The 5030-nt window shown below is 68.3% G+C and carries 3 protein-coding genes; 2 read left to right on the top strand and 1 reads right to left on the bottom strand.

What is annotated here, in order from left to right:
* Positions 1-2349 (top strand): bifunctional proline dehydrogenase/L-glutamate gamma-semialdehyde dehydrogenase PutA (putA, locus tag AX681_RS02295; protein WP_156455994.1); only part of this gene is annotated, 2349 nt, incomplete at its 5' end.
* Here the strand turns inward: putA and AX681_RS02300 are convergent.
* Positions 2346-4133, bottom strand: coding sequence for an acyltransferase family protein (locus AX681_RS02300; RefSeq protein WP_066665130.1), 1788 nt, complete (start codon positions 4131-4133; stop codon positions 2346-2348). The two genes, putA and AX681_RS02300, sit on opposite strands and share 4 nt — an antisense overlap.
* A 145-nt stretch (positions 4134-4278) precedes the next feature.
* On the opposite strand from AX681_RS02300, the gene AX681_RS02305 reads away from it, so the two are divergent.
* Positions 4279-5030, top strand: a 752-nt coding sequence (locus AX681_RS02305; RefSeq protein WP_197422080.1) for an NAD(P)/FAD-dependent oxidoreductase, incomplete at its 3' end; no start/stop codon positions are given.

Consider the following 5030-nt stretch of genomic DNA (forward strand, 5'->3'; position numbering starts at 1 on the left):
ATCTACCATCTGGCCGGACCGGACTTCAGCATCGGCGACTATGAGTTCCAGTGCCTGCACGGCATGGGTGAGCCGCTCTATGACGAGGTGGTCGGCGCTGAGAAACTCAACCGCCCGTGCCGCATCTATGCGCCGGTCGGGACGCACGAGACGCTGCTCGCCTATCTCGTCCGTCGTCTACTCGAAAACGGTGCCAATTCGAGCTTCGTCAACCGTATCGCCAATCCCGAAGTGTCGATTGCCGAGCTGGTGACCGACCCGGTCGAGGTCGTGACCGCGATGGACGCGCCGGGATCAAAGCACCCGATCATCGCGCTGCCGCGCGAACTATACGGGGCGCGGATCAACTCGGCAGGAATCGACCTGTCGGACGAGACCGCGCTGGCCGTGCTCGGCGACGCACTGCGCGAGAGTGCGGAAATCGGCTGGCTCGCCCAGCCGGCAACTGGCGAGGGCAAGTCGCGCCCGGTGGCGAACCCCGCCGATGCGCTCGATATCGTCGGAACCGTGGTCGAGATGAGCGAGGCGGGCGCAAGCCATGCGGTCGAAACCGCGCAGTCGGTCGCGGCGGACTGGGCCGCGGTGCCGGTCGCCGAGCGCGCCGCCTGCCTCGACCGTGCTGCGGACCTCATGGAGTCGCGGATGCAGCTGCTGATGGGGCTGATCATGCGGGAGGCGGGCAAGTCCGCGCCGAACGCGATCGCCGAGGTGCGCGAGGCGGTCGATTTCCTGCGTTACTATGCGCAGCAGGCGCGCGCGACGCTGGGTACCGCGCATGCCCCGCTGGGGCCGGTGACGTGCATCAGCCCGTGGAATTTCCCGCTGGCGATCTTCATCGGGCAAGTCGCGGCCGCGCTGGTCGCGGGCAACCCGGTGCTCGCGAAACCTGCGGAGGAAACCCCGCTGATCGCCGCGCAGGGCATTGCGCTGCTCCATGCGGCGGGCGTGCCGGCCGATGTGGTTCAGCTGGTTCCCGGCGATGGCCAGATCGGCGCGGCTTTGGTCGGCGCGGCGGGAACGCAGGGGGTGATGTTTACGGGGTCGACCGAGGTTGCGCGGATCATCCAGCGCCAGCTCGCCACCCGACTTGCCAGTGACGGCACGCCGATCCCGTTCATCGCGGAAACCGGTGGGCAGAATGCGATGATCGTCGACAGCTCGGCGCTGGCCGAGCAGGTCGTCGCCGACGTCATCGCCTCGGCGTTCGACAGCGCGGGCCAGCGCTGCTCGGCGCTGCGCGTGCTGTGCCTGCAGGAGGATGTCGCCGACCGCATCCTCACGATGCTGCGCGGCGCGCTGCACGAGCTGTCGATCGGGCGCACCGACCGGCTCTCGACCGATATCGGCCCGGTGATCAGCACCGAGGCACAGCTCAACATCAACAGCCATATCGAGAAGATGCGGCGGATGGGCCGTCGCGTCGAACAGATCGAGCTGGCGGGTGAGACGGGGCAGGGGACGTTCGTGCCGCCGACGATCATCGAGATCGATGCGCTGTCCGACCTGCAGCGCGAGGTGTTCGGCCCGGTGCTGCACGTGATGCGCTACCAGCGCCGCGATCTCGACCGGGTGATCGATGCGATCAACGCCACTGGCTATGGCCTCACCTTCGGCCTGCACACGCGGCTGGACGAGACGGTCGAGCATGTCACGCAGCGCGTCGAGGCGGGCAATCTCTACATCAACCGCAACATCATCGGCGCGGTGGTGGGCGTACAGCCGTTCGGCGGGCGCGGCCTGTCGGGCACGGGGCCGAAGGCGGGGGGGCCGCTTTATCTCGGGCGGCTGGTCAAGGCACCGACGGTGCCGGCAGACCTTGCCTCGTCCGCGTCCGATCCGGCGCTGCGCGACTTTGCATTGTGGCTCGGTGAGGGCGGCGATTGTGCGCGGGAAGCGGGCGAGGCGTCGCTGCTCGGCGCGCAGCTCGAACTGCCCGGCCCGGTGGGGGAGACCAATGTCTACACCATTCACCCGCGCGGTCGCGTGCTGCTGCTACCGCAGACGCGCGCGGGGCTGATCGCCCAGCTCTGCGCCGTGCTGGCGACCGGCAACCGCGCAGTGATCGGCAATGCCGCGCTGCGCGGGGAGCTGAACGGCGCACCCGAACGCGTCATGCAGCGGATCGACTGGGTGGCGGACTGGCGCGCGGCCGGACCTTATAGCGGGGCGCTGATCGAAGGCGACGCAGGCGCGCGCCTCGCCGCATTGGCCGACATCGCCGACCTGCCCGGCCCGATCGTGCTGGCACAGGCCGGGACGCCGCGGCTCGACTGGCTGGTGGAAGAGGTCTCGACCTCGATCAACACCACCGCAGCGGGCGGCAATGCCAGCCTGATGGCGATGGCCTAACGCGGCGCGAGTGCCAAAAGGGGGCGCCACGCGGGATCGTCGAGCACGCTTCCGGCGAAAAATTGTGCCCCCGCCCGGGTCAGGTGGATGCGGTCGGCGGACAGGATGCGTCCCTGTGCGTCGAACACGGGCAACCCGCCATGACGGCGCTGCATGATCCCGAGCAGGTCGACATAATGGTCGGGCGGGACCAAAGCGGCATAGATGGCGTTGTCCGACACGGTCTTCGGCAGCAGCACGGCGCGGAAGGCGGGGCGCTGCGATGCGGGCACGTGCATCCAGGCGTTGAGGTTGTAGCCGAAATGCTTGGGACCAATCAGCAGCCACGCCTTGTTCGCGAGGATCGCGTCCCGCTCGGCGGCGGTGGTCTTGCAACCGAGCGGCGCGGACATCGATGCGACGAAGATCACCGCCCGCGCATCCGCGATCAACTGCCCTGTGGTCGCAGGCGCGCGGGACAGCCCACAGAGATTGGCGTCGGTGCGATAGACGATCTCGTATCTGTCGAAGCGTCGGCTCTCGACCAGCATGTTGACCATGTCGCGCGCCATGCTGTTGCCGACCACGAGCAGATTTGGCCGCGCGGGATCGTCGAACCGGTCCTTTTGAAAGCGGAAGGCCGAGTTGTTGTATGCGGCATAATCGCCTGTGCCGAGGCCCATCCCCGGCACCCGCTGCGGCACCCCGGACGTGATCGACACAGTCAGGGCTGCCGCACCGGCCAACGCGACGGCACCGATGCCGAGCGTCAGGAACGGGCGCAGCGGCCACACGCGCGCATCGCGAAACGGCTGTTCGATCCAGCGCCAGCTCGCCGTGCCGATGACCAACGTAGCGAGGGTCAGGGCGGCCATTACGCCTGCGCCCGGCGGGGTGACGCTGAGCGCCCGCGCGAACGCGAACAGCGGCTGATGCCATAGATAGATGCTGTAGCTGGCCAGGCCGATCAGCACGAGCGGCCCCCAGCCGAGCACGCGCTGCGCCAGTCCGCTTGCGGTGCCGTAGCGCAGGATCAGCGCTGTCCCGACGCAGGGCAGCAGCGCGCGCCAACCGGGATAGGGTGCGCGCTCGTCGATCAAGACCATCGCGCCGATGATCATCGCCAACCCGGCCAGCGCGAGCATGCGTGCAACCCGCTCGGGCCGGGGCGTACGGGGCAGGCGCCACGCCGTCAGCGCGCCGAGGAGCAGTTCCCAGGCGCGGGTGTGAATGAGGTAGAAGGACGCATCCGGCTGGCGCGCGGACAGCCCGACGCTCAGCAGCAGGCTGATCGTGATCGCACCCGCAAGCATCGGCGCAAACAGCCGGGGCCGCCGCCGCAGCACCAGCAGCGCCAGCAGCGGATAGGCGATGTAGAATTGCTCCTCGACCCCCAGGCTCCAGGTGTGGAGCAGCGGTTTGAAGGTCGCAGCCAAGTCCCAATAACCGCTGGTCAGCGTCAGCAGCACATTGTTCGCGAAGACCAACGTCGCAACCGCGCTCTGGCCCAGGTTCTCGTAATCGTCGGGCAGCAGCAGCCAGTATCCCGCGATCAGCGACAGCGCGACCACGGGGATCAACGCCGGCAGGATGCGGCGCGCGCGGCGCTCATAGAAATGCGCGAGCGAGAAGCTGCCGTCGGCCACGCCATCGGTGATGATGCGGGAGATCAGGAAGCCGCTGATCACGAAAAACACGTCGACGCCGACAAACCCGCCGGGCAGCGCGGCGAGCCCGGCATGGTGCAGCACCACGCCCAGCACGGCCACCGCGCGCAGCCCGTCAATGTCGTTCCTGCGCTCCATCGGTCATCCGGCTTGCGTGTTTGTGGACTGCTCATGGCCCGGCCCGGCGGCGTTCTGCAAGCGCGGCTTCGCCGTCCCCCAGCCACTTTGTGTTGGCCATCGCCGCGACCACTGCTAGCCGAACGCCAAAATACGGGAGCGAAACATGCAGTTCGATATCGTGATCGTGGGGGCGGGGCATGGCGGGGCACAGGCGGCGATCGCGCTGCGCCAGGCCAAGTTCGCAGGAACGATCGCGATCATCGGCGACGAGCCCGAGCTGCCCTATGAGCGCCCGCCGTTGTCGAAGGAGTATTTTTCGGGCGAAAAGGCGTTCGAGCGGATCCTGATCCGCCCCGCCGCCTTCTGGGCCGAGCGCCAGGTCGAAATGCTGCTGAACCGCCGCGTAGTTGCGGTTGATCCGGTCGCACACAGCGTGACCACCGCCGATGGCGCGACGATCGGCTATGGCCAGCTGATCTGGGCGACCGGCGGCAGCCCGCGCCGGATCGGCTGCGCGGGCAACGATCTGATCGGCGTCCACACCGTCCGCACCCGCGCCGACGCCGATCGGATGCTGGCGGAGCTCGACGGCGTCGAGCAGGCCGTGGTGATCGGCGGCGGCTATATCGGGCTGGAGGCCGCGGCGGTTCTCGCCAAGTTCGGAAAGAAGGTCGTGCTGCTCGAAGCGCTCGACCGGGTGCTGGCGCGCGTCGCGGGCGAACCGCTGTCGCGCTTTTACGAGGCCGAGCATCGCGCGCATGGCGTCGAGGTCCGGCTGGGCGCTGCGGTCGACTGTATCGTGGGCGAGGGCAGGGTGAGCGGCGTGCGCATGCAGGACGGTGAGGTGATCCCCGCGCAAATGGTGATCGTCGGCATCGGCATCATTCCCGCCGTCGAACCGCTGATCGCGGCGGG

Origin of the sequence: Sphingomonas sp. CCH9-E2, from assembly GCF_001557215.1 — a bacterium.
In the GTDB taxonomy this organism is placed as follows: Bacteria; Pseudomonadota; Alphaproteobacteria; order Sphingomonadales; family Sphingomonadaceae; genus Sphingomonas.

Bases quoted from the DNA above. Each gene is read 5' to 3' on its own strand.
- AX681_RS02300 (WP_066665130.1), bottom strand. From the start codon at position 4,133: ATGGAGCGCAGGAACGACATTGACGGGCTGCGCGCGGTGGCCGTGCTG.